At 69.8% G+C, this 20,899-nt stretch carries 14 protein-coding genes and 1 pseudogene; 8 read left to right on the top strand and 7 right to left on the bottom strand.

Annotated elements, in window-relative coordinates:
• Positions 1-218 precede the first annotated feature (218 nt).
• Complete coding sequence (locus tag U5771_RS13770; protein WP_322024481.1) at positions 219-1,076, top strand: sulfurtransferase; 858 nt, start codon at positions 219-221, stop codon at positions 1,074-1,076.
• 22 nt (positions 1,077-1,098) lie between these two features.
• Positions 1,099-1,992, top strand: coding sequence for a tRNA glutamyl-Q(34) synthetase GluQRS (gene gluQRS, locus U5771_RS13775; RefSeq protein ID WP_322024482.1), 894 nt, complete (start codon positions 1,099-1,101; stop codon positions 1,990-1,992).
• Positions 1,993-2,243: 251 nt separating this feature from the next.
• Here gluQRS and U5771_RS13780 read toward each other — a convergent pair whose 3' ends face one another.
• The 4 genes from U5771_RS13780 to purT all read right to left on the bottom strand — a co-directional run bounded on the left by U5771_RS13780 (position 2,244) and on the right by purT (position 6,136).
• On the bottom strand, positions 2,244-3,788 hold the full coding sequence (locus U5771_RS13780; protein ID WP_322024483.1) for a DEAD/DEAH box helicase: 1,545 nt from the start codon (positions 3,786-3,788) through the stop codon (positions 2,244-2,246).
• 454 nt (positions 3,789-4,242) lie between these two features.
• Complete coding sequence (locus U5771_RS13785; protein WP_322024484.1) at positions 4,243-4,626, bottom strand: MliC family protein; 384 nt, start codon at positions 4,624-4,626, stop codon at positions 4,243-4,245.
• Between the two features lie 82 nt (positions 4,627-4,708).
• Positions 4,709-4,903 (bottom strand): DUF6726 family protein, encoded by a 195-nt coding sequence (locus U5771_RS13790; protein WP_322024485.1) that lies wholly within the window; start codon positions 4,901-4,903, stop codon positions 4,709-4,711.
• Positions 4,904-4,921: 18 nt separating this feature from the next.
• Positions 4,922-6,136 carry a formate-dependent phosphoribosylglycinamide formyltransferase gene (gene purT / locus U5771_RS13795; protein WP_322024486.1) on the bottom strand — a complete coding sequence of 405 codons (1,215 nt, stop codon included), beginning with the start codon at positions 6,134-6,136 and terminating at the stop codon, positions 4,922-4,924.
• A 226-nt stretch (positions 6,137-6,362) separates the two neighbouring features.
• Here purT and U5771_RS13800 point away from each other — a divergent pair, with 226 nt between their 5' ends.
• Together U5771_RS13800 and U5771_RS35590 are read left to right on the top strand one after the other, a co-directional pair.
• Positions 6,363-6,908, top strand: a complete 546-nt coding sequence (locus U5771_RS13800) for an META domain-containing protein (RefSeq protein ID WP_322024487.1) — start codon at positions 6,363-6,365, stop codon at positions 6,906-6,908.
• A 3,213-nt stretch (positions 6,909-10,121) separates the two neighbouring features.
• Positions 10,122-12,194 (top strand): annotated as a pseudogene (locus U5771_RS35590) (DNA translocase FtsK); the annotation flags it as partial.
• 114 nt (positions 12,195-12,308) lie between these two features.
• Here U5771_RS35590 and U5771_RS13810 read toward each other — a convergent pair.
• On the bottom strand, positions 12,309-13,556 hold the full coding sequence (locus U5771_RS13810; protein ID WP_322024489.1) for a lactonase family protein: 1,248 nt from the start codon (positions 13,554-13,556) through the stop codon (positions 12,309-12,311).
• Between the two features lie 166 nt (positions 13,557-13,722).
• Between U5771_RS13810 and U5771_RS13815 the strand changes: the two genes are divergently transcribed.
• Both U5771_RS13815 and U5771_RS13820 read left to right on the top strand, forming a co-directional pair.
• Entirely contained in the window at positions 13,723-15,552 is a 1,830-nt protein-coding gene (locus U5771_RS13815) for a glycoside hydrolase family 15 protein (RefSeq protein ID WP_322024490.1), read from the top strand.
• Positions 15,553-15,763: 211 nt separating this feature from the next.
• Complete coding sequence (locus tag U5771_RS13820; protein WP_322024491.1) at positions 15,764-17,269, top strand: polyhydroxyalkanoate depolymerase; 1,506 nt, start codon at positions 15,764-15,766, stop codon at positions 17,267-17,269.
• Between the two features lie 97 nt (positions 17,270-17,366).
• Here the strand turns inward: U5771_RS13820 and U5771_RS13825 are convergent, their stop codons facing one another.
• Positions 17,367-17,999: a TetR family transcriptional regulator gene (locus U5771_RS13825; protein ID WP_322024492.1), complete on the bottom strand. Its 633-nt coding sequence runs from the start codon at positions 17,997-17,999 to the stop codon at positions 17,367-17,369.
• Between the two features lie 156 nt (positions 18,000-18,155).
• Here U5771_RS13825 and rsxB point away from each other — a divergent pair, with 156 nt between their 5' ends.
• Both rsxB and nth read left to right on the top strand, forming a co-directional pair.
• Positions 18,156-19,148, top strand: a complete 993-nt coding sequence (gene rsxB, locus U5771_RS13830) for an electron transport complex subunit RsxB (RefSeq protein WP_322024493.1) — start codon at positions 18,156-18,158, stop codon at positions 19,146-19,148.
• A complete protein-coding gene (gene nth, locus U5771_RS13835; protein ID WP_322024494.1) occupies positions 19,145-19,789 on the top strand; it encodes an endonuclease III in 645 nt (214 codons plus the stop codon). Before rsxB ends, nth begins: the two co-directional genes overlap by 4 nt.
• A gap of 97 nt (positions 19,790-19,886) precedes the next feature.
• Here nth and U5771_RS13840 read toward each other — a convergent pair whose 3' ends face one another.
• Positions 19,887-20,816, bottom strand: coding sequence for a DMT family transporter (locus tag U5771_RS13840; RefSeq protein WP_322024495.1), 930 nt, complete (start codon positions 20,814-20,816; stop codon positions 19,887-19,889).
• Positions 20,817-20,899: the final 83 nt, after the last annotated feature.

A 20,899-nucleotide genomic window follows, 5' to 3' on the forward strand; every position in this document is an offset into this window, starting at 1 on the left:
GTTATTGTAGCCGCGTCGTCGCGCAGGCTGCCCAAAAAATCCCCGCGCCCGGCCGTTCGGCCGATGCGCGCGGCGCCGGCCGAACGGTCGGGTGCCGGCGCATGCGCAGTTTGCGGGATAATACGGGTTTTCGAATCATCGCCCCGGCTTCGCACCCTTTTTTGCGGGGCCGCCGTGCGCCCGCCGCACGGCCGCGGCCGTTTTCCCGTCGGATCATCATGACCATCGTCAACCTCGCCGCCTACCACTTCGTGTCGCTCGACGCGACCGAGCAATGGCGCCCGCTCGTCACCGCCCGCTGCAACGAACTCGGCCTGCGCGGCACGATCCTGCTCGCGCCGGAAGGCATCAACCTGTTCATCGCCGGCCCGCGCGAAGCGACCGACGCATTCATCGACTACCTCCGCCACGATCCGCTGTTCGAAGGCAAGTTCGCGACGCTACAGTTCAAGGAGAGCCTGTCCGACTCGCAGCCGTTCCGCCGGATGCTCGTGCGCCTGAAGCGCGAGATCATCACGATGAAGAAGCCCGCGATCCAGCCGGAGCTCGGCCGCGCGCCGGCGGTCGACGCGCGCACGCTGAAGGCGTGGCTCGACCGCGGCCACGACGATGCCGGCCGCCCGGTCGTGATGCTCGACACGCGCAACGCGTTCGAAGTGGACGTCGGCACGTTCGACGACGCGCTCGACTACCGGATCGACAAGTTCAGCGAGTTCCCGGCAGTGATCGATGCGAACCGCGCCGATCTCGAGGGCAAGACGGTCGTGTCGTTCTGCACCGGCGGCATCCGTTGCGAGAAGGCGGCGATCCACATGAAGGAAATCGGCATCGAGAACGTCTACCAGCTCGAGGGCGGGATCCTGAAGTATTTCGAGGAAGTCGGCGGCGCGCACTATCACGGCGACTGCTTCGTGTTCGACTACCGCACCGCGCTGAACCCGCAACTGCAGCCGACCGAGAACGTCACGTGCTTCGCGTGCCGCGCGGTCGTCACGCCGGAAGCCCAGCAATCGCCGAGCTACGTGCCCGGCAAGTCGTGCCCGGCCTGCGCGCAGGCCGCCGCCAGCGCCGCGTAAGCGCGCGTCGCTCCGCGCCCCGATGAACGGCTACCGCGGCCGCTTCGCGCCGTCGCCCACCGGCCCGCTGCATTTCGGCTCGCTGGTCGGTGCGCTCGCGAGCTGGCTCGATGCGCGCGCGCACGGCGGCGCGTGGCTCGTGCGGATCGAGGACATCGACGGCCCGCGCACGGTGCCCGGCGCCGCCGACGAGATTCTCGCGACGCTCACGCATTTCGGCATGACGCCCGACGAGCCGCCCGTCTGGCAAAGCACGCGCGAGGCCGACTATGCGGGCGCGCTCGAACGGCTCGTCGCCGCCGGGCTCGTCTATCCGTGCGGCTGCACGCGCAAGGAAATCGCCGATTCGCTGCGTGCCGCGCACGAACGCCACACGACGCTCGCATACCCGGGCACCTGCCGCACCGGCCTGCACGGCAAGCCCGCGCGTGCATGGCGGCTGCGCGTGCCGGACGGCGACGCCGCGATCGTCACGTTCGACGACCGCTGGCAGCACACGCAAGCGCAGAACCTCGCGACCGAGGTCGGCGATTTCGTGCTGAAGCGCGCGGACGGCCAATGGGCGTATCAGCTCGCGGTCGTGGTCGACGATGCCGACGCGGGCATCACGCACGTCGTGCGCGGCGCCGACCTGCTCGACTCGACCGCGCGCCAGATCTACCTGCAGCGCTGTCTCGGCGTGCCCACGCCCGACTACCTGCACGTCCCCGTCGTCGTCGATGCGAACGGCGAAAAGCTCAGCAAGCAGACCGGTGCGATCGCGCTCGAACGCGACGATCCGCTGCCGGCGCTGCGGGCCGCCGCCGCGCACCTCGGCCTTTTGGCCGATGGCGATCCATCGGTCGATACGATGGATGCGTTCTACGCGGCCGCGACCGCAGCGTGGGCGCGTCGCTTCGGGCCACGCGCCGGTTGAGTCGCTCGCGGGACGCCGGTTTGTACCGACCGCGTTCCTGCATCCATCAGCGTCGAGCCGATCGGAACGGCTCGCCCGCCGACGGCACGGCATCGAAATGCCCCCTCGACCATCCCTGCGGCAAGTCGTCGCCCGTCTCGCACGCCCCTTCACGAATCGTCTCGCCCAATGAAAAACGGGCACATGCTCATCGCATGCACCCGTTTCCGCGGCGGCGCTCGCGCGCCGCACCGATCGCCTGAACCGTCCGCTTACGCCGACGGCTTGCGCGGCATCCCGAAGCCGCCGAGCAGCGCGGCGACCTGACGCTTGGGCCCCTTCTTCTCGGGCTGTTGCGCGGACTTCGTCTCTTCCGGCTGCTTCGCCGGCGCCGACGGCTCGTACGGCTTCAGGAAGAAATCGTCGACCGGCGCCTCGTGACGACGGTGATGGCCGCCACGCTCGGAACCGCCCGAACGGCGCCCCGACGCACCGCGATGCTCGTCGCGCTCGCGACGGCCGCCGCGTTCGCCGCCGCGCTCCCCACGCTCGCCGCCACGCTCGTCGTGACGATGGCGCGCCGGCTTGTCGAGCGCGAGCATCTGCACCTCGAGCGGACGCTTGATCAGCTTTTCGATATCGGCGAGCTGCTTGCGCTCGTTCGGGCTGCACAGCGACAGCGCATCGCCCGTCGCGCCCGCGCGGCCCGTGCGGCCGATCCGGTGCACATAGTCTTCCGCGTTGAACGGCAGGTCGAAGTTGATCACGGCCGGCAGTTCGGCGATGTCGAGACCGCGCGCGGCCACGTCGGTCGCGACCAGCGCCTCGATCTCGCCGCGCTTGAACGCGTCGAGCGCCTGCATCCGCTCGATCTGCGTCTTGTCGCCGTGGATCGCCGATGCGACGACGCCGTCGCGCTCGAGATTGCGCGCGAGCCGGCTCGCACCGATCTTGCTGTTGCAGAACACGATCACCTGCTTGAGCCCGCGATCGCGCAGCAGTTGCACGACGGCCGCCTGCTTGTCGCCTTCGGCGACGTCGTAGACGATCTGCGTGACGTTCGCGTTCGTCGAGTTGCTGCGCGCGACTTCGATCGTCTGCGGGTTGCGCAGGTAGGTCGATGCGAGCTTCTTGATTTCCGGCGAGAAGGTGGCCGAGAACAGCAGCGTCTGACGTTCCTTCGGCAGCAGGTTCAGGATGCGCTGCAGGTCCGGCAGGAAGCCCATGTCGAGCATCCGGTCGGCCTCGTCGAGCACGAGCATCTGCACCTGCCCGAGGTTCGCGGTCTTCTGCTGCACGTGGTCGAGCAGGCGGCCCGGCGTCGCGATCAGGATCTCGACGCCGCGGCGCAACTCGGCCATCTGCGGGTTCATGTCGACGCCGCCGAACACGACCGCACTGCGCAGCGGCGTGTGCTTCCCGTACGCATGCACGTTCGCGGCGACCTGGTCGGCGAGTTCGCGGGTCGGCGTGAGGATCAGCGCGCGCACCGGGTGGCGCGCTGGCGATGCGCTCGTGTTGGCCTGCGGCAGCAGGCGCTGGAGGATCGGCAGCGAGAAACTCGCGGTCTTGCCGGTGCCCGTTTGCGCGGCGCCCATGACGTCGCGGCCGGCGAGCACGACCGGAATGGCCTGCGCCTGGATCGGCGTCGGCGTCGTATAGCCCTGCTCCGCAATGGCTTTCAGGATATCGGCGGCAAGGCCGAATTGATCGAAGGTTGCGTCGGCTGGCTTGGCGACAGAATCGGACATGGTGGCGTTTCGCTCAAAAGGCGCGGCGGGGACATCGTGCGTCAGGCCGGCCGGGCCTGCGCTCATCACATTTCGGAAGTAGACGGAGCCGCGGCGCGCCGCGCGGCGCCGCTCTGGCGCTTGGGACCGGTTCAATTCGAACATCGGGCGCCACAGGCCGTGCGGACTCCGTTCGGCGCGAATGCCGGCGGAAAGGGCCGTATTGTAGCACTGCGCAGCAATCTGTCTGTGACAACGCCGCGAACGGCCCCCGGTGAACGCCGCGAACGGCCCCGGTGGCGGTTCGCGGCGTGCGCGGGCAGGCCGGGCGCGGGCGATGCGTCGAGCGATCGGGCTATCCCGATCGGCTGATGATCTAAATTAGGGGTCGAATCCCGACCACATCCTTCGGGAAATCGGCAGGCAGCCGACGAAACCGAGCGCCGCCCGCCCCGCCGTCCAGCCCAGGGGCGAACCCGGCTGCCCGCACCGATCGCGGCAATCGGCACGCCCGCCCGGCGTATCCGATCGCGCGCGGCGCTCAGCCCTTCTTCTTTTTCTTCTTCTCGACCTGCACGCAGTCGCCGAGCAGCGGCGCCGCATTCTGATCGGCGATCTCGTCGCGCAGCGTCCCTTCCTTGCCCTTCGTCCACCACGTATAGCGTCCGGCCTGGTAACGCGCGCCCGACGCCGAAACGGTATCGACGAACAGCATCTGCTGCCCGTTGACCGGCACCAGCGCGAAGCTCTGGCCGTTGCCCGCGCGCCAGTACGACACGCGTACCGGCTGCTTCTGGTTCGCGCACTGATAGAGGGTCTGCACGCGCGAATCGGCGTCGATCTCCTCGACGGTCAGTTGCGCGGCATGCACGACGGAAACGGCGGTACCGGCCAGCGCGAGCGCGGCGAAGGTTTGGCGAATCATGCAGGTCCTCTCACGAGACGGGTGGAAGCGCCCCCTCGCGGGACGCGCGATTATCGTTGCTTATGGATCGAGGGTTCGCCGGTCAGGGATCGATGACGTCGGCGCACGCGTCGGTCGGCGCGGCCGCGACATGGCCGACGAGCGGCACGATCTTCAGCCCGGCCGATGCGACCCGGCACGGCGCGGCCGCAAGGCCGCACCCCGCGAGACTCGCGACCAGCGCCAGCGCGGCGCCCAGCTTGCCGATACGTCCGATCCGCCGCCATGTCGACGCCATCGTGCTCTCCTGGTCCGGTCAGCGCGCCGACACGGGCCGCACGGCGGCCGCGGCGCGTTTCGCGCGTTCGCGGGCTTCGTCGACGGTCGCGCCGGTCGCGAGTGCGACACCCATGCGCCGCTTCGCGAAGCTTTCCGGTTTGCCGAACAGGCGCAGGTCGGTGCCCGGCACGGCCAGCGCGTCGCGCACGCCCTCGAACGCGATGCCGCGCTCGTCGAGCCCGCCGTAGATCACCGCCGACGCGGCCGGCGAGCCGAGCGTCGGATCGACCGGCAGCCCGAGAATCGCGCGCGCGTGCAGTTCGAACTCCGACTGGCGCTGCGACGCGAGCGTCACGAGGCCGGTGTCGTGCGGCCGCGGGCTCACCTCGGAGAACCAGACTTCGTCGCCGCGCACGAACAGCTCGACGCCGAACATCCCGCGCCCGCCGAGCGCCTCGGTCACCTTGTGCGCGATCTCGCGCGACTTTTCCAGCGCGACGGCGCTCATCGGCTGCGGCTGCCACGATTCGACGTAGTCGCCCGCCACCTGCACGTGCCCGACCGGCTCGCAGAAGTAGGTGCGCGTCTCGAGCGTCGCCGGGTCGATCGCGCGCACGGTCAGCTGCGTGATCTCGTAGTCGAAATCGATGAAGCCCTCGACGATCACGCGGCCGTGGTTCACGCGGCCGCCCGCCATCGCGTAGTCCCAGGCGGGCTTCACGTCGGCCTCGGTCCGCACGACCGACTGTCCCTTGCCCGACGACGACATCACCGGCTTCACGACGCACGGCATGCCGATCTTCGCGACGGCCGCGCTGAACGCGTCGAACGACTCCGCGAACGCGTACGGCGAAGTCGCCAGCCCGAGCTCCTCGGCCGCGAGGCGGCGGATGCCCTCGCGGTTCATCGTGAGCTGCGTCGCGCGCGCGGTCGGGATCACCTCGGCCAGGCCGGCCGCCTCGATCGCCGCGAGCGCATCGGTCGCGATCGCCTCGATCTCCGGCACGATCAGGTGCGGACGCTCGGCCTCGACGACCGCGCGCAGCGCGGCGGCGTCGGTCATGTCGATCACGTGCGCGCGATGCGCGACCTGGTGGCCCGGTGCGTCCGGATAGCGGTCGACCGCGACGACTTCGACGCCGAGCCGCTGCAACGCGATGATGACTTCCTTGCCGAGTTCGCCCGCGCCGAGCAGCATGACGCGCGTGGCCGAGGGTGAAAGCGGCGTACCGAGCCGCTGACCGATCTGCATGTGATTTCCCGCTGGTTCTGTTGGAGGACGAAAACGGCTTCGATGTTAACACGCGCACCCCACGCGCACCCGCGCCGGTCCGGCCGGTTTCGTCGCGTCGCCGCCCGCCGCGCGCGGCCCGCGGGCGGGTTGCGAACGTTTTCACGCGCGAAGTGTCGGCTCGCCTCGCGCGGGGCGGGTGCGTTACTCTTACGCCTTGATCAGAATCCGATGAGGAACGAGGCTCATGTCCCACCTGTCCGCCGCCGCACGCGCACGCACCGGCCTGCTTCGCCCGTTGCGAGCGCCGCTCTGCGCGTTGACGCTTGCCACGCTTCTCGCCGCCTGCGCGATGCCGACCCACCCCGATTCCGCCGCCCCCGCACCCGACCCGTACAACCCCGCCGCCGTCCAGCTGCTCGACGACACGAGCTGGGAGCTCACGAGCTGGGTGAACGCCGACGGCACGCCACGCACGATTCCGCACGGCGACAACGGCGAGCCGATCAAGCTCGCGCTGTCCACCGAGTCGGGCGTCCGGCGCGCCAGCGGCTTTTCGGGCTGCAACCGCTACATGGGGACCTACGCGCTCAAGAACGGCCTGCTGAGCTTCGGGCCGCTCGCCGGCACGCGCATGGCATGCCCGAACGCGCTCGGCGGCCAGCTCGAACACGCATACCTCGATGCGCTCGCGCACATCGACAAGACCGGCGTGCAGATGCGCGAGCCGCAGCAATTGCAGATCGTGACCGAAGCCGGCGCGACGCTGACCTTCACGCGCCGGAGCCCCTGATGCAGCGCGCGGGCGAAGGCCGACCGGCCGCCTTCGCCACGCGCGGATCCCGGACGCATGCGTCCCGCGGCCTGGAAGCGCTTCGACGCCTTCATGCCGCCTTAGAGTCCTGTTCGTCGGCCGGTTAAACTCGGCGGGTCGCGCACCGCGCTCCCCGCCCTCTTCCTGTTTCATCAAAGCATGCACACGGTTGTCTTCGGCTGGTTCGGCATCTCCGCCGTCTGGTTCCTCCTTCTCATCTGGCGCCTCGTCCAGGCGATGCTGCCCGGCGGCGGCGGACTCGCCGGCCGCGGCTCGATTCGCCTGTGGCTCGGCTTCGCGGCCGTGTTCATCGCAAGCTGCGCGTTGACGAGCCCGCTGTCGGGCCCCGACACGAATGCGCTCGGCCACGCGTTCTCGAACGGCTTCGCGCACGTGCTCGGCCCGATCGGCACGCCGGTCGCGATGGTCGTGCTGTTCTTCGCGGGCCTGCCGTGGCTGACCGGCATCGGCTGGCGGCAGTTCGCCGCGTGGGTCGACACGTCGTTCGGCGTCAAGCTCGCGCGCGACGTCGACGACGACGATGTGCGCGGCGTCGCCGACCTGCCGCGCAGCGCGCTGCATCGCGACGACGACATCGTGCAGCCGACCACCGCCCATACCGTCAACTCGATGGCGCCACGGCAGAACGGCCGGTATTCGCGCCCGACGCTGTGGAAACCCGATCCGCAGGCCCGGCCGAAGCCGCGCAGCCAGGCCGCGCCGCGTCCGCTCGCGGAGCCGGTCGCGCCGTCGGGCTGGCTGAAGCCGACGGCGGCCAACCGGATGCCCGCGCCACCCGCGCCGGGCACGACGAGCGCCATGCCGCCGCCGACGACGGGCAGCACCGCCAGCCTCGCGCGCGCCGCCGCGAACGCACAAGTGCCGCGCCCCAACCCTGCCCCGCTTCCGGCCGGTTTCGAGCCCGTTCGGCCGCAACCGACCACCGCGCGACCGGCCGCTGCCGCACTGAAGCAGCCGGCCGCGCCGCGCACCGCGGTCACGCCGCGCCCGGCCGCCACGACGCCGCCGCGCACGCCCGCGCGCCCGGGGACGGGCGCCGGCGCCGCCGGCCAGTCGCCGGATGCGGCACGACGCCGCCCCGCGCCGCCGGCCCCCGCACGCGCGCCGCTCTACGCGTGGGTACAACAGCCCGCGGAGCCGATCACGCCGGCGCCGAGCGTGCACGACACGCTGCGCTCGATCGAAGCCAGTACCGCGCAGTGGGCAGCGATGGACGGTGCGCGGTCGGCCGATGGGTCGCCGGCGGCGGCCGCCGCAGCGACCGTCGCAGGCGCGGTTGCAGCAGCAGGCAGCGTCGCCGCGTCGGCATCGACGGCCGCACCGGCCGGGATCGTTCCGGGTGCGCACCAGGCCGCGCCTCACGACGCAGGCCATCCGGGTGCGCACGAAGCTGTGCCCGCCTACGACGACGACGACGACGACGCACCGATCGTGCTGGATGCGTTCATGCCGGCCGAGCCGAGCGTGCGCGCGCCTGCTGTTGATACGCGCGCCTCGGCGTTCGGCGAGGCTGGGCGGCATGCCATGCCGGAGCTCGGCGTCGAGACCGATGCGCCGACGCGTCTCACGGACGGCGAGCATCGGCATGACGCCGATGCCCCCGCCGCGCCGGCATTCGATGCCCCGATCGACTTCGCGCCGTGGGAAGACATCGTCGGCCAGCCGGTTTCCGGACGCGTCGCGTCGCGTGAACACCCGATTGCCGCGCCGCTGTCGGACGCGGATGAGTCGGTGGCCGCGAGCACGGCTGTCGACGCGCATTCGGCCGCTGCCACGTCGACGGCAAGCGACATGAGCCGCGCCGTCGATGCAAAGGATGCGGCAACGGCCGCCGGGATCGTCAGTCAAGTCCAATCGCAATCCACGGCTTTTGCCGATACCGCGCCATCGGTCGATGCGAAACAAGACGCGCACGCGACTCAGGACGTCGTAAAACCTGTCCTGCAGGCCACGCCGACCACTCCCCTCTCCCCTTCGTCGATCGCGGCAACGCCGACGCAGCTGCTTGCCGATGCGATGCCCGTCGCAGCAGGGACGACGGCGGTCTCGGTCGCGTCGAATCCGGCACCAGCCGGCGCCGTGACGGAAACGGTCCGGCACACGGCAACACAGCACGCTGCCGAAACCGCACCGTTGCCCGCCGGCATGCAACACGCCACGCCGCCGGCACCGGCGCCTGTGGCGTCAACCTCCGCGATCGCGGAATCCGCTCCCGTCAATGCCGCGGCATCCTCTGCACCGTGGTCGAGGCCGTTGTCCGCGGAGCCCTTCTCTGCTGCGCGGACAACCTCGGCCGCCGACACGTCATCGCCCGTCGGCAGCGCGCCCGCTTCTACTGCGCCGGCACCGGCGAACACATCGAGCGGCACGCCTGTCGCCGCGACACCTGCGTTCGCCGGCATGACGAACACGGCCTCCGGTTCGCTGTCGCAACCGGCCGCATCGGCAGCGCCCGTTGCATCGGTTGCGCCGTCCGCGCCGGCGGGTGCCACGGGCACCGCTTACGGTTCCAGCGGTCGCGTGCCGGCTTCGGCAGCGTCGGCGATCGGCGCCACGGGCCCGGCATCCGGCACGGTCACGACGGCACCCGCACCGACGACGCCGGCCCACGCGCCTTCGACGGGGGCGTCCGTCCTGCCCGCCGGGCAGCCTGCCGCACCTGCGGCAACGGCTGCCCCGACGCTTGCGACCGGCGCCTCCGGTCTGACGACGGCACAACCTTTTGCGTCCGCGCCGAGCGCAGCGGCGGCCTCCGTCCCGACGTCTGCGACCAGCGCGTCCGGTCCGGCCACCGTACAACCGTTCGGGTCGACACCGATCGCAGCAGCCGCAACATCTGTCCCGACATCCGCAGCAGGCGCTGCCAGCCCGACTGAGGTGCAGCCTCTCGCACCCGCGCCGTTCGCCGCGACGTCAGCGACGTCCGCGACGGGCGCCTCGGGCATGACCGCCACGCAGCCGTCCGCGACCGCGCCGACCGCGGCCCACCCCGCATCGACCGGCATGTCCTTCAGCGCAACCGCATCGCAACCGGTGCCAAGCACGCCGGCGTCGCCTGCCGCCGCGTCTTCCGTCCCGTCGGGCAGCGCATTTGCCGCAGCGTCGACCGCATCGGCGACGCCTTCGGCAGCACCGACGAACCGCACGCCCGACGCTTCGTCGATCGGTCAACCGGCCGCGCCGAGCGGAGCAGCGCAGACGGCAACCGGCATCGCGCCTCCCGCTGCCGCCGTCCCGGCGCCGTCTTCCGGCGCAGTCGTCCCGCCGAGCACGGTCGCCGCTGCCGCACCCGCCGCGTTCGGCGGCACGCCTGCCGCGACAAGTGGCGCGCTCGCCTCCTTCGCCGCAACCACCGTCGCGACGGCGTCGGCCGCGTCCCCGACTTCCGCGCCCCCGTCGGGGTCGGCAATGCCGACCTTCTCCACACCGGGCGGATCCTTCGACACGGCGACACCGGCGCAACCCGTCGCGTCCGCACCGGCACCGCAGGTCCCGTCGTTCACCACCCCGCCGGCTCCCGCTGCTTCGCCGGCGAGCTGGTCCCTGCCCGGCGCCGGCGCGACACCCGAGACGCCCGCGACACCCGACACAACCGCGACCGCCGTCCCGGCCGTCACGACCGCGCCGCTTCCGGCTGCAACGCCTCCCGATTCCGCCGTGCCGCCGGCACCGGTGGAATCGAGCGCCACTGCCGCCGACGCATCGGCCGCTGCCGCGCGCCAGCCGCGTCCGAATGCGTTCGAATTCCATGCACCCGCGTCGTTCAACGTCGAACTGCCGACGCTCGACCTGCTCGAGCCCGCCTCCGGCGACGTCGAGACGATCACCGAGGAACACCTCGCACAGACCGCCCAGGTGATCGAACAGCGCCTGCAGGAGTTCAAGGTGCCGGTGACGGTGGTCGGCGCATCGGCGGGCCCGGTGATCACGCGCTTCGAGATCGAACCCGCGCTCGGTGTGCGCGGCAGCCAGATCGTCGGCCTGATGAAGGACCTGTCGCGCGGCCTCGGCCTCACGTCGATCCGCGTCGTCGAGACGATTCCCGGCAAGACCTGCATGGGCCTCGAGCTGCCGAACGCGAAACGCCAGACGATCCGCCTGTCGGAGATCCTCGAATCGCGCCAGTACCAGCATTCGACGTCGCAGCTGACGATCGCGATGGGCAAGGACATCACCGGCCACCCGATCGTCACCGATCTCGCGAAGGCGCCGCACATGCTGGTCGCCGGCACGACGGGTTCGGGCAAGTCGGTCGCGATCAACGCGATGATCCTGTCGCTGCTGTACAAGGCGACGCCCGAGGACGTGCGGCTGATCATGATCGACCCGAAGATGCTCGAGCTGTCGGTCTACGAAGGGATCCCGCACCTGCTCGCGCCGGTCGTCACCGACATGAAGCTCGCGGCGAACGCACTGAACTGGTGCGTCGGCGAAATGGAGAAGCGCTACCGGCTGATGTCGGCCGTCGGCGTGCGCAACCTCGCGGGCTTCAACCAGAAGATCCGCGACGCGGAGGCGAAGGAAAAGAAGATCGGCAACCCGTTCTCGCTGACGCCCGACGATCCCGAGCCGCTGTCGAAGCTGCCGCTGATCGTCGTCGTGATCGACGAGCTGGCGGACCTGATGATGGTCGCCGGCAAGAAGATCGAGGAGCTGATCGCCCGTCTCGCGCAGAAGGCGCGCGCGGCCGGCATCCACCTGATCCTCGCGACCCAGCGCCCGTCCGTCGACGTGATCACCGGCCTCATCAAGGCGAACATCCCGACCCGCGTTGCGTTCCAGGTGTCGTCGAAGATCGACTCGCGCACGATCCTCGACCAGATGGGTGCCGAATCGCTGCTCGGCCAGGGCGACATGCTGTTCCTGCCGCCGGGAACCGGCTACCCGCAGCGCGTGCACGGCGCGTTCGTCGCGGACGAGGAAGTGCACCGGATCGTCGAATACCTGAAGCAGTTCGGCGAGCCGCAGTACGAGGAAGGGATTCTCGACGGCCCGGCCGCCGACGGTGCGACGCAGGACCTGTTCGGCGACACGCCGGATGCGGAAGCCGATCCGCTGTACGACGAAGCGGTCGCGTTCGTCGTGCGCACGCGGCGCGCGTCGATCTCGTCGGTGCAGCGCCAGTTGCGCATCGGCTACAACCGCGCCGCGCGCCTCGTCGAGCAGATGGAAGCGGCCGGACTCGTGTCGCCGATGGGCATCAACGGCAGCCGCGAGGTGCTCGTGCCGGCCGCGGCCGACTGAGCATGGCGGCCGCACGGCCGCCGACGACCGATCCGAGCGCCCCGCGCAAGCGGCCGCCGGAACGAAAAAGGGCGCTGCCTCACTCGGCAGCGCCCTTTTTGCATCGGCCGCGATTTACTGCGCCACCGGCACCAGCTTGAAGTCGACCGGGCTGCCGACCGCCACCTTCTGCGGATTCGCCCCGAGCTGCCCCGTTTCGACATCGCGGCTGAACACGTAGAACGTGTCGCTGTCCTGGTTGCCGACGATCAGCCACTTGCCGGTCGGATCGATCAGGAATTCACGCGGCGTCTTGCCGAGACTCGACTGGCGGCCGACGGTCTTCAGCCGGCCGTCGGCCTTGTTCACCGCGTAGATCACGAGGTCGTTCACGTCGCCGCGGTTGCTCACGTACAGGAAGCGGCCGTCCGGCGACAGGTGGATCGCGCCGCCGCCGACCTTGCCCTTGAAGCCCGGCACCGTCATCGGCAGCGTCTCGATCGGCGTCAGCTTGCCGTCGTGGTAGCCGAACACCTCGACCGACGCGTTGAGTTCGCTCGTCACGTACGCGAACCGGCCGTCGGCGCTGAATACCATGTGACGCGGGCCGGAGCCGGCCTTCACCGGCGTGTAGCGCGTGTCGGTCGGGCTGATCAGCCCGCGGCTGCCGTCCACCGTGTAGCGGTAGCCGTAGAGCTTGTCCGCGCCGAGATCCTGCACGAACAGGTAGCGGCCGTCCGGCGAGAACACCGTCGAGTGCACGTGCGCGCCGTCCTGGCGCCCCTTCACGGGCCCGGTGCCTTCGTGATGCACCGTCAGCACGGCCGGGCCGACCGCGCCGCCGTCGCGGATCGGGAGCACCGCGAAGCTGCCGCCCGGATCGGCCGCGACCGAGTAGTTGGCCGTGACGAGGTACTTGCCGTCCGGCGACAGCGCGAGATAGCAAGGATCGTTCCCTTCCGACGACACGCGGTCGATGAACGTGAGCGCGCCCGACTTCGCATCGAAGCCGAACGCGCTGATGCCGCCGCGCTGCGACGCCGGCCCGTTGTCGCCGGGCAGTTCGTTGACCGCGTAGACGGTGCGACCGTCGCGGCTCGGCAACAGGTAGGACGGGTTCACGGTCTTCGCCGACGACACGGGCGCGACGCTGCCCGTTTTCGTATCGAAGCGGTACACGTAGATCCCGTCGCTGCCGTGCCCCGTATAGGTTCCGACGAGCAGGTTGTAGACGCCGTCGGCCGGTGCCGGCGATTGTTGTGCGAAGGCGTGGGTCGCGGACAAGGAAAGCACGATCGCGAAACCTTTCATCCAGTGAGCGAGCCTAAGCGGGAACCCTCGTGTCGAAGCGCGCGCGTCATGCGCGCGTAAACGGTTGGGCATTGAATCCTCCTTGCATCGAGTCGCTTCAAGTGTTGAGATAGGACGAAACGCCGGCCGTTCATGCGCTCCGCCGCCCGGCCGAGTATACGGGGCGCGACGCCGGCGCGTGTAGTCCGGGCCGCCGCAGCCTGCATTGTGAACTCGAATACCCAAGGACCGCTTGCCCATGCCCGCCCTGATCGAAGACTACGCCCTCGTCGGCGACGGCCACACCGCCGCGCTGATCTCGAAAGACGGCTCCGTCGACTGGCTGTGCTGGCCCCGCTTCGATTCGGGCGCCTGTTTCGCGGCGCTGGTCGGCACCCCCGAGCACGGCCGCTGGCTGCTCGCGCCGGCCGCCAACGCCGCGATCACGCACACGACGCGCCGCTATCGCGGCGACACGCTGATCCTCGAAACCGACTACGAAAGCGCCGACGGCGCCGTCACCGTGATCGACTTCATGCCGCCCGGCAACGGCTGGTCCGAACTGGTGCGGATCGTCGTCGGCCGCCACGGCACGATGAAGATGCGCATGGAACTGGTGTTGCGCTTCGACTACGGTTTCTCGATCCCGTGGGTCACGCAGCTGACGCGCGAGGATGGCATGAAGGCGATCGCCGGCCCCGATACCGTCGTGCTGCGCACGCCGGTGCCGCTCACCGGCAAGAACCTGCACACGCTCGCGGAATTCACGGTGAGCGCCGACGAACGCGTGCCGTTCTCGCTCAGCTATGCGGCGTCGCACCTGCGGCTGCCGCCCGCGCGCGACCCGCTGTCGATGCTCGCGCGCACCGAGAACTACTGGCTCGAATGGTCGGGCCGCTGCCAGGTGCAGGGCCGCTACGCGGCCGCCGTGCGCCGTTCGCTGATCACGCTGAAGGCGCTCGCGTACGAGCCGACCGGCGGCATCGTCGCGGCGCCGACCACGTCGCTGCCCGAGAAGATCGGCGGCAACCGCAACTGGGACTACCGCTACTGCTGGCTGCGCGACGCGACGATCACGCTGCTCGCGCTGATGCGCGGCGGCTACTACGACGAGGCGCGCGCGTGGCGCACGTGGCTCGGCCGCGTGATGGCGGGCTCGCCCGAGCAGATCCAGATCATGTACGGGATCGCGGGCGAGCGCCGGCTGCCGGAAATGGAGCTCGACTGGCTGCCCGGCTACCAGGATTCGAAACCGGTGCGCGTCGGCAACGGCGCCGCGAACCAGCTCCAGCTCGACGTGTTCGGCGAAGTGATGGCCGCGCTGCACCTCGCACGCGTGGGCGGCCTGCAGGCCGACGACACGGTGTGGTCCGTCCAGTGTTCGCTGCTCGACCATCTCGAGAAGATCTGGCAGGAGCCCGACGAGGGCATCTGGGAGACGCGCGGCGGCCGCCGCCATTTCACGTTCTCGAAGGTGATGGCGTGGGTCGCGTTCGACCGCGCGATCAAGTCGGCCGAGATGTTCCGGCTGCCCGCGTCGCTCGACCGCTGGCGCGCGCTGCGCGACCGGATCCACGCGGACGTGTGCGACAACGCATGGCATGAAGGCAAACGGGCGTTTACACAGAGCTACGGCAGCGACGAACTCGACGCGAGCGTGCTGCTGCTGCCGCTGCTCGGCTTCCTGCCGCCGGAAGACCCGCGCATCGTCGGCACGGTCGACGCGGTCGAGCGGGAATTGCTGCACGACGGGCTCGTGATGCGCTACCGCACGACCGACTACGACGACGGCCTGCCGCCCGGCGAAGGCACCTTTCTCGCGTGCAGCTTCTGGCTGGTCGACAACTACGCGCTGCTCGGCCGGATCGACGACGCGCACCGGCTGTTCAGCCGGCTGCTCGCGCTGTCCAACGACCTCGGGCTGCTCGCCGAGGAATACGACCCGGTCGAGGGCCGGCTCGTCGGCAACTTCCCGCAGGCGTTCTCGCACGTGGCGCTGGTGCATACCGCGATGAACCTGATGCACCACGAAGAGGCCATGGCGCGTGCGGCCGGCCAGCCCGCGCCAGCCGTGGCGACGGGGCGCTGACCGGTACCCGGGCGGCTTCTTCAGAGATCGTCAATTCGCAAAACTTTGATGAAAAATCGGGGAAATGTTGCATTGCAACACCGATCGTTGTCCGATATGATCGACTCGATTGTCCGGCCGCACTGCACCATGGCCGGTCGCTGACCCACACGGCACGCCGCGACGCCTCACGCCGCCCTTGCGCACCGTCCCCCACGCGGGAGTAGTCTGCATGCTTTACCAACTGCACGAATTCCAGCGGGCGATGCTGAGCCCGCTCACGGCCTGGGCCCAGGCCGCTTCCAAGTCGTTCGCCAATCCGTCCAGCCCGTTCTCGCTGATGCCCGGCGCGACGCGGATGGCCGCCGCGTACGAACTGATGTACCGGCTCGGCAAGGATTACGAGAAGCCCGAATTCAACATTCACCAGATCGTCAAGGACGGCCACAACATCCCGATCGTCGAGCAGACGATCGTCGAGAAGCCGTTCTGCCGGCTGCTGCGCTTCAAACGCTATTCGGACGACGCCGATGCCGTCACGCAGCTGAAGGACGAGCCGGTCGTGCTGGTCTGCGCGCCGCTGTCGGGCCATCACTCGACGCTGCTGCGCGACACCGTGCGCACGCTGCTGCAGGATCACAAGGTGTACATCACCGACTGGATCGACGCACGGATGGTGCCGGTCGAGGTCGGCCCGTTCCACCTGCACGACTACATCGCGTATATCCAGGAATTCATCCGCCGCATCGGCGCGCGCAACCTGCACGTGATCTCCGTGTGCCAGCCGACCGTGCCGGTGCTCGCGGCGATCTCGCTGATGGCGAGCCGCGGCGAGGACACGCCGCTCACGATGACGATGATGGGCGGCCCGATCGACGCGCGCCGCAGCCCGACGTCGGTGAACTCGCTCGCGACGCAGCACTCGACCGCGTGGTTCGAGAACAACGTGATCCACACCGTGCCCGCGAACTATCCGGGCGAAGGCCGTCACGTGTATCCGGGCTTCCTGCAGCACACGGGCTTCGTCGCGATGAACCCGGAACGTCACGCGCAATCGCACTGGGACTTCTACCAGAGCCTGCTGCGCGGCGACGAGGACGACGCCGAGGCGCACCGCCGCTTCTACGACGAGTACAACGCGGTGCTCGACATGGCGGCCGAGTACTACCTCGAGACGATCCGCGTCGTGTTCCAGGAATTCCGGCTCGCGGAAGGCACGTGGGATGTCGAAGGCGAGCGCGTGCGTCCGCAGGACATCAAGCACACCGCACTGATGACGATCGAAGGTGAACTCGACGACATCTCGGGCAGCGGCCAGACGCACGTCGCGCACGAGCTGTGCACGGGCATCCCGCAGGACGATCGCCGCAGCCTGACCGCCGAGAAGTGCGGTCACTACGGGATTTTCTCGGGCCGCCGCTGGCGCACGATCATCTACCCGCAGCTGCGCGACTTCATCCGCGAGCATGCGCCGGAGCCGAAGAACGGCGCGACGCAGGCGCCCGCCGATGCACCGGCTGCGCCGGTTGCGCCGACGCTCGCCGCCGTGCCGACCGCCAAGCCGCAGCCTGAAGCGACGGCGCGAGCGACCGCCGCAAAGCGCACGCGCGCGAAGGCACCGGCCGCGACGGTTGCGCCCGCCAAGACGGCAGCCGCGAAGGCTGCACCGGCCGCACCTGCTGCAAAACGCGCGGGCAGCACGCGCGCCAAACCCGTTCGCGCGCGCAAGGCCGCCTGACGCGCCGCGTTCCGATGCAAAAACGCCGCCGTTGCTTGCGCACGGCGGCGTTTTTTTATCCGGCGGCCGCGGGTGGGCCGCTCGTCGGCGCGTCGGCTCAGCGTCGCAACAGATACGCGAGCAGCACCTCGGTGTTCATCCTGACCATCTCCGCGCGCTCGTCGGTTTCGCTGAAGTCGCGGCCGAGCGTCGCGGCGAGCGTGAAGCGGTTCGACACGATGTAGTAGCCGAGCCCCGACAGCGTCACGTAGAAGCGCAGCGGATCGACGTCGCGGCGGAACAGCCCGGCCTTCTGGCCGCGCATCAGCACGTTGCCGAGCTTCGCGACGATCGGCGACATCATCTCGCGGATCCGTGTCGACTTGTGCAGGTAGCGCGCTTCGTGCAGGTTCTCGTTGTTGATGAGCCGCAGCAGCTCCGGATGATCGCGGTAGTAGTCCCACACGAAATGCGCGAGCCGCGTGACGGCCTCGACGGGCGCGACGCCATCGAGATCGAGCACGCGCTCGGCCTCGGTCAGCGCGGAGAACGCGTGCTCGAGTACGGCCGTAAACAGCTGCTCCTTGCTGCCGAAGTAGTAATAGAGCATGCGCTCGTTGGTTTCGGCCCGGCGCGCGATCTGGTCGACGCGTGCGCCGAACAGCCCTCCACTCGCGAACTCTTCGGCTGCCGCCATCAGGATGCGGCGGCGTGTACCTTCAGGATCTCTTTTGATTTTTGGCTGATTCATGGTGGCGTTTTGCTATGTGAGCCGCGTGATCCGGACCGGCACCCCCATCGCCTCGGCGCCGGCTGCCCTGGAACGAGCGCGCCGCGTACGGCCGCCCTCCTGCTGAGCCCCTGCAAAAAAGCGGTTCGATTATGCGCACAGACAGCGTTCAGCGCAATGCGGGAAATCGGCGATAATCAAGGTTTGGCAAACCTTTCCGGCCGCGCCAGACGCGGCCGAGAGCCATTCGGCGCTGCTGCGCCCGTTGTCACCGTGACCGATTCCAAGACCCTCGCGGATCGCATCGAAGATCTGCTGCCCCAGACGCAATGCACGAAGTGCGGCTATAACGGCTGTCGTCCTTACGCCGACGCCATCGCCGCCGGCGACGCGAACTACAACCAGTGCCCGCCCGGCGGCGCCGAAGGCATCGCACGCCTCGCGAACCTGCTCGGCAAGCCCGTGATCCCGCTGAACCCCGTCAACGGCACCGAGCATCCGCGCGCCGTCGCGTTCATCGACGAAAGCCTGTGCATCGGCTGCACGCTGTGCATGCAGGCGTGCCCGGTCGACGCGATCATCGGTGCACCGAAACAGATGCACACGATCATCGAATCGCTGTGCACGGGCTGCGACCTGTGCGTGCCGCCCTGCCCGGTCGACTGCATCGCGATGGTCCCCGTGACCGACGAGCGCACCGGCTGGGACGCGTGGTCGCAGGAACAGGCGGACGCCGCACGCGAACGCCACGACCGCCGGCTCGCGCGCCAGCGTCGCGACCGAGAGGCCGCCGAAGCGCGCGCCGCCGCCCGCCGCGCGGCCAGCGCCGGTGCGTCCAAGGCTGCGCCGGCCGAGGAGCAGCCGAGCGCGCCGAGCGCCGCCCCGGCCGACGACGCCGACGCGAAGAAACGCGCGATCATCGCCGCCGCGCTCGAACGCGCACGCAAGAAGAAGGAAGAACTGTCCGAGCAAGGCGCTGGGCCGAAGAACACCGAAGGCGTGAGCGCGGCCGTGCAGGCGCAGATCGACGCGGCCGAAGCCCGCCGCAAGCGGCTCGCCGAGCAGCAGGCGCAGCGCGATGCCGGGGCCGCCGGCGACGACCATGACGATCAAAACGGCAACGACGACCGGAACGCCCCGTCCGCGCCGCCCGACAAGAACCGTCCATGAACGCCACCAAACGACGCGCGATCTACGAAACGCTGCAAAGCCTCAATCCGCATCCGACCACCGAACTCGAATACACGACGCCGTTCGAGTTGCTGATCGCGGTGATGCTGTCCGCGCAGGCGACCGACGTGTCGGTCAACAAGGCGATGCGCAAGATGTTCCCGGTCGCGAACACTCCGCGACAAATCGTCGCACTCGGTGAAGAAGGCGTCGCCGACTACATCAAGACGATCGGCCTGTACCGCACCAAGGCGAAGAACGTGATCGCGACGTGCAACCTCCTGCTCGAGCGCTACGACGGCGAGGTGCCGGCCGATCGCGAGGCGCTCGAGAGCCTGCCGGGCGTCGGCCGCAAGACCGCGAACGTCGTGCTGAACACCGCGTTCGGCCAGCCGACGATCGCGGTCGACACGCACATCTTCCGCGTCGCGAACCGCACGGGGCTCGCACCGGGCAAGGACGTGCGAGCCGTCGAGGCCGCGCTCGAGAAGTTCACGCCGAAGGAATTCCTGCAGGACGCGCATCACTGGCTGATCCTGCACGGGCGCTACGTGTGCAAGGCCCGCAAGCCCGAATGCTGGCACTGCGCGATCGAGCCGCTGTGCGAATTCCGGCCGAAGACGCCGCCGCCGAACGAGTGAGCGTCAGCCGCGGCTGACTCGCCGCGCCGGCCGCTCGGGCCGCGCGCGGTACAACCGGCTGGCCCCGTCGCGGCGCCGGCTGCGTTCCCCTTCCCCATCAAGCATTGGACGTGGCCGTCGCGTCGTCGGCCGCCGCGCCGCCCGCGCGCACGAGCGCCAGCACGGCTGCGAGGATCGCGGCGCCGCCGAGCCACTGCAGCGGCGACAGCGCCTCACCGAACAGCAGCGCCGCGAGCGCGACCGTCACGACCGGTTCGAGCGTCGACAGCATCGACGTGCGCGCGGCCCCCAGCCGCTCGAGCCCGGCGAAGAACGCGAGCATCGCGGCAACCGTCGATACCAGCGCGATCGCGAGCATCGACGCCCAGCCGGCGGCCGACGCCGGCCAGCGCGGCGGCGCGCCGAACGCCACGGTCCGCACGATCGCGATCGCGACGAGGGTCGCGGTCGCCGACAGGCAGATGATCGCGGTGGTCGCGAGCGGATCGACACCGCGTGTCGCCTTCGTGCCGCCGACGATGTACAGCGAATAGATCACCGCGGCGGCCAGCGCGAGTGCGATGCCGAGCGGCTCGCCGTGGCCGCCGCCGACCATCAGCGCGGAGCCCGCGACACAGAGCACGAGCGCGACCGCCTTCGCGCGCGTGAGGCGCTCGCCGAGCCACCATGCGGCCAGCAGCGTGACGAAGGCCGGATACAGGTAGAGCAGCAGTGCGACGAGGCTCGCCTGCGCATGCTGGAGCGCGCTGAAATAGCAGAACGACTGCCCGACGTAGCCGAGCGCGCCCATCGCCACGAGCGGCGCGAGCGTGCGGCCGCGCGGCCATGCGACGCGGCGGTGCCGGGCGATCGCGGCGAGGATCGCGCCGCCGATCGCGAAGCGCACGATCAGCAACCCGAGCACGTCGACGCCGGCCGCATACGCGTAGCGGCCGAAGATCGCCATCGCGCCGAAGGCGGCGGCGGACAGCGCGACATAGAGCGCGCCCTGCAGCGCGGCGGACGATGAGCGGGCGGTGGCGGACATGACGGAACGGTGCGAGCGCGACGACGGGAATCGTCGGAGTGTAGCGGCGCGGCGGCCGGCAGCCTAGCCCGCGCTTACCCGTT

The organism is Burkholderia sp. BCC1977 (genome assembly GCF_905339595.1).
Lineage (GTDB): Bacteria > Pseudomonadota > Gammaproteobacteria > Burkholderiales > Burkholderiaceae > Burkholderia.

Excerpts from the sequence above, each read along its gene's own strand:
- U5771_RS13770 (WP_322024481.1), top strand. The coding sequence starts at position 219 with ATGACCATCGTCAACCTCGCCGCCTACCACTTCGTGTCGCTCGACGCG.
- gluQRS (WP_322024482.1), top strand. The coding sequence starts at position 1,099 with ATGAACGGCTACCGCGGCCGCTTCGCGCCGTCGCCCACCGGCCCGCTG.
- U5771_RS13780 (WP_322024483.1), bottom strand. The coding sequence starts at position 3,788 with ATGAGCGCAGGCCCGGCCGGCCTGACGCACGATGTCCCCGCCGCGCCT.
- U5771_RS13785 (WP_322024484.1), bottom strand. The coding sequence starts at position 4,626 with ATGATTCGCCAAACCTTCGCCGCGCTCGCGCTGGCCGGTACCGCCGTT.
- U5771_RS13790 (WP_322024485.1), bottom strand. The coding sequence starts at position 4,903 with ATGGCGTCGACATGGCGGCGGATCGGACGTATCGGCAAGCTGGGCGCC.
- purT (WP_322024486.1), bottom strand. The coding sequence starts at position 6,136 with ATGCAGATCGGTCAGCGGCTCGGTACGCCGCTTTCACCCTCGGCCACG.
- U5771_RS13800 (WP_322024487.1), top strand. The coding sequence starts at position 6,363 with ATGTCCCACCTGTCCGCCGCCGCACGCGCACGCACCGGCCTGCTTCGC.
- U5771_RS13810 (WP_322024489.1), bottom strand. The coding sequence starts at position 13,556 with ATGCCCAACCGTTTACGCGCGCATGACGCGCGCGCTTCGACACGAGGG.
- U5771_RS13815 (WP_322024490.1), top strand. The coding sequence starts at position 13,723 with ATGCCCGCCCTGATCGAAGACTACGCCCTCGTCGGCGACGGCCACACC.
- U5771_RS13820 (WP_322024491.1), top strand. The coding sequence starts at position 15,764 with ATGCTTTACCAACTGCACGAATTCCAGCGGGCGATGCTGAGCCCGCTC.
- U5771_RS13825 (WP_322024492.1), bottom strand. The coding sequence starts at position 17,999 with ATGAATCAGCCAAAAATCAAAAGAGATCCTGAAGGTACACGCCGCCGC.
- rsxB (WP_322024493.1), top strand. The coding sequence starts at position 18,156 with ATGCGGGAAATCGGCGATAATCAAGGTTTGGCAAACCTTTCCGGCCGC.
- nth (WP_322024494.1), top strand. The coding sequence starts at position 19,145 with ATGAACGCCACCAAACGACGCGCGATCTACGAAACGCTGCAAAGCCTC.
- U5771_RS13840 (WP_322024495.1), bottom strand. The coding sequence starts at position 20,816 with ATGTCCGCCACCGCCCGCTCATCGTCCGCCGCGCTGCAGGGCGCGCTC.